The sequence below is a fragment of the Mesorhizobium sp. M2C.T.Ca.TU.002.02.1.1 genome (assembly GCF_003997225.1).
Window position 1 is genome coordinate 1 of the sequence record NZ_RZTO01000843.1, and the last position, 2,581, is coordinate 2,581.

Consider the following 2,581-nt stretch of genomic DNA (forward strand, 5'->3'; position numbering starts at 1 on the left):
GACTGGGACCAATATCCCTGGAGCCTGCCGATCTTCCGCGACCGCGAATTCGAGTTCGAATTCGCCTCGGCCATCACCATCATCGTCGGCGAGAACGGCACCGGTAAATCGACGCTGCTGGAAGCGATCGGAGCATTGGCAGGCTATGACGAGGCGGGCGGCGGCAAGGGTTATCGTCCGGTAGATCATTCCATCGCCATCGACAAAAGCGGCGCGGCGCTTGCAGACACGCTGCGCGGCCATTGGCTGCCGAAAGTCACCGCAGGCTGGTTCTTCCGCGCTGAATCGTTCTACTCGGTCGCGCGCTACCTCGATAAGGTTGCGCTCGAAGATCCGTTCAAGCCGCCGCCGCCCGATTTCCTGTCCTGGTCGCATGGCGAAGGCTTCATCCGCTTCTTCGAGGAGCGTTGCCGCAGGCAAGGCATCTACATTCTCGACGAGCCCGAAAGCGCGCTGTCGCCGACGCGTCAAATCGAATTGCTCAAATTGCTTCAGCGCATGGAGCAATCCGGCACCGCGCAGGTCATCATGGCGACGCATTCGCCCCTGCTGATGGCTTGCCCGAATGCGCGGCTCTTCCGCATCAGCCGCTTCGGCCTCGACCCGATCGATTTTCAGGACACCGATCATTTTCGCATGATGCGCGACTTCTGCAGCGACCCACAGATGTTTATGGAGGAGGCGCTGCGGGACGACGATGAGTAGCGGTGGGCGCGTGAACCGGGAAGATCTCAGTTGGGAAGTGGAAGAAGCCTGTCGCGAGGCGTGGCCTGCCGCGCTTGAGACCGTGGCTCTGGGATGGATGTTTCGCCGCTCAGGTGGGCGGATAAGGCGGCCGAATTCCGCCAATCCCTTGCGTGGCCGGCGCGGCGCGCCTGAGCGAGTGATCGACGCCGCCGAGGCGTTCTACGCCAGTCATGGCCAGGCCCCGCTGTTTCGCGTTCCCGACATCGCGCCCGAACTGGAACTCGAACTCGACCGTCGGGATTACAGCCGGGAAGGCGGTACGATACACCTCCATGCCGAGATCGACGCGCTGGAGGGAAACAGCGATGGCGACATCACGGTCTCGGCGGCACCGACCGAGACCTGGTTCGAGGCGCGCTTCCGTACCGGCGGCTACGACGATGCGGAGCGCCGCATCTTTCGCCATATGACGAGCTTGATCGTGGGCGACAGGGCATTCGTGTCGTGCGAGCGTGATGGCCAAATCGCGGCCTTTGCCTTCGGCGTCATCCGCAACGGGCTGCTTGTCGTCGAGGCGGTTGAAACCGACGCCGGATTCCGGCAGCAAGGGCTCGGCCGCAGGACGGTCGGCGGTCTGATCGGCTGGGCCAGGCGAGCGGGGGCGAAGGCCGGCTGCCTGCAGGTGGTTGCCGACAACGCGCCCGCACGCGCGCTCTACGCTTCGCTCGGCTTCAACCGCGAGCTCTATCGCTACCATTACCGCAGGAAGACCATCGCAGCATGAATCACGATAGCTACGACAACGCCTATATCGCCGGCATTTTGAACTCGGTGAGGACGATCGCCATGGTCGGTGCTTCGCCCAACGACGTGCGGCCGAGCTATTTCGTGCTGAAATACCTTTTGGCCAAAGGCTTTTCGGTGCTGCCGATCAATCCCGGTCATGCCGGCAAGCAGATCCTCGGACAGACGGTCTATGCGAGCCTCGCCGATCTGCCGCATCCGGTCGACATGGTCGACATTTTTCGCGGGTCCGCGGCGGTGCCCGGCATCATCGACCAGGTGCTGAAGCTCGATCCGCTGCCCAAGGTCGTCTGGATGCAGCTTGGGGTGCGCCATGACGAGGCCGCTGCCCGCGCCGAGGCGGCCGGCATCAAGGTGGTGATGAATCGTTGCCCGAAAATCGAATACGGCAAGCTGTCGGGCGAGATCGGCTGGACCGGCGTCAACTCCGGGGTGCTGTCGTCGAAGAAGCCTTTGATGAGGCAGGGCTTCCAGAGCTTCGGTGTACGGCAGAAATAGGCTGGCCGCGCTTCGCGCAAAATTATTCCGGGAAGAAATGTATTTTTCCGGGCGTTCGTCGCAGATCGCGCCCCGAAAGGTATTTTCTTCTTTGCATTCCAACTCGGGCTTCGCCAAGAATGCCCGGCGATTTCGAAAGATCAGGAGAGGTAGGTTTCGATGACCCGTACGCCCGGTTTCAACACTTTAGCCGTTCATGCCGGCGCAAAGCCGGATCCGGCAACCGGCGCCCGCGCCACGCCGATCTACCAGACCACCTCGTTTGTCTTCGATGATGCCGACCATGCCGCCTCGCTGTTCGGGCTGAAGGCATTCGGCAACATCTACACCCGCATCATGAATCCGACGCAGGCGGTGCTCGAGGAGCGCCTTGCCGCGCTGGAAGGCGGCACCGCCGCGCTTGCCGTCGCCTCCGGCCATGCCGCTCAGGTGCTGGTCTTCCACAATCTGATGCAGCCCGGCGACAATTTCATCGCCGCCAACAAGCTTTATGGCGGCTCGATCAATCAGTTCGGACATGCTTTCAAGAACTTCGGCTGGGAAGTGCGTTGGGCTGAGGCGAATGACCCGGCGACCTTCGAAAGCCTGATCG

General features: G+C 62.1%; 4 protein-coding genes. All 4 read left to right on the forward strand.

What is annotated here, in order from left to right; translation table 11 throughout:
* A partial coding sequence (locus EOD07_RS30270) for an AAA family ATPase (RefSeq protein WP_127237926.1) occupies positions 1 to 705 on the forward strand: 705 nt, incomplete at its 5' end.
* A 178-nt stretch (positions 706 to 883) separates the two neighbouring features.
* Positions 884 to 1,471, forward strand: coding sequence for a GNAT family N-acetyltransferase (locus EOD07_RS30275; protein ID WP_245470547.1), 588 nt, complete (start codon positions 884 to 886; stop codon positions 1,469 to 1,471).
* Positions 1,468 to 1,989, forward strand: coding sequence for a CoA-binding protein (locus EOD07_RS30280; protein WP_040983158.1), 522 nt, complete (start codon positions 1,468 to 1,470; stop codon positions 1,987 to 1,989). Before EOD07_RS30275 ends, EOD07_RS30280 begins: the two co-directional genes overlap by 4 nt.
* A gap of 159 nt (positions 1,990 to 2,148) precedes the next feature.
* Positions 2,149 to 2,581, forward strand: a 433-nt coding sequence (locus EOD07_RS30285; RefSeq protein WP_206519602.1) for a PLP-dependent transferase, incomplete at its 3' end; no start/stop codon positions are given.

Excerpts from the sequence above, each read along its gene's own strand:
- EOD07_RS30280 (WP_040983158.1), top strand. The coding sequence starts at position 1,468 with ATGAATCACGATAGCTACGACAACGCCTATATCGCCGGCATTTTGAAC.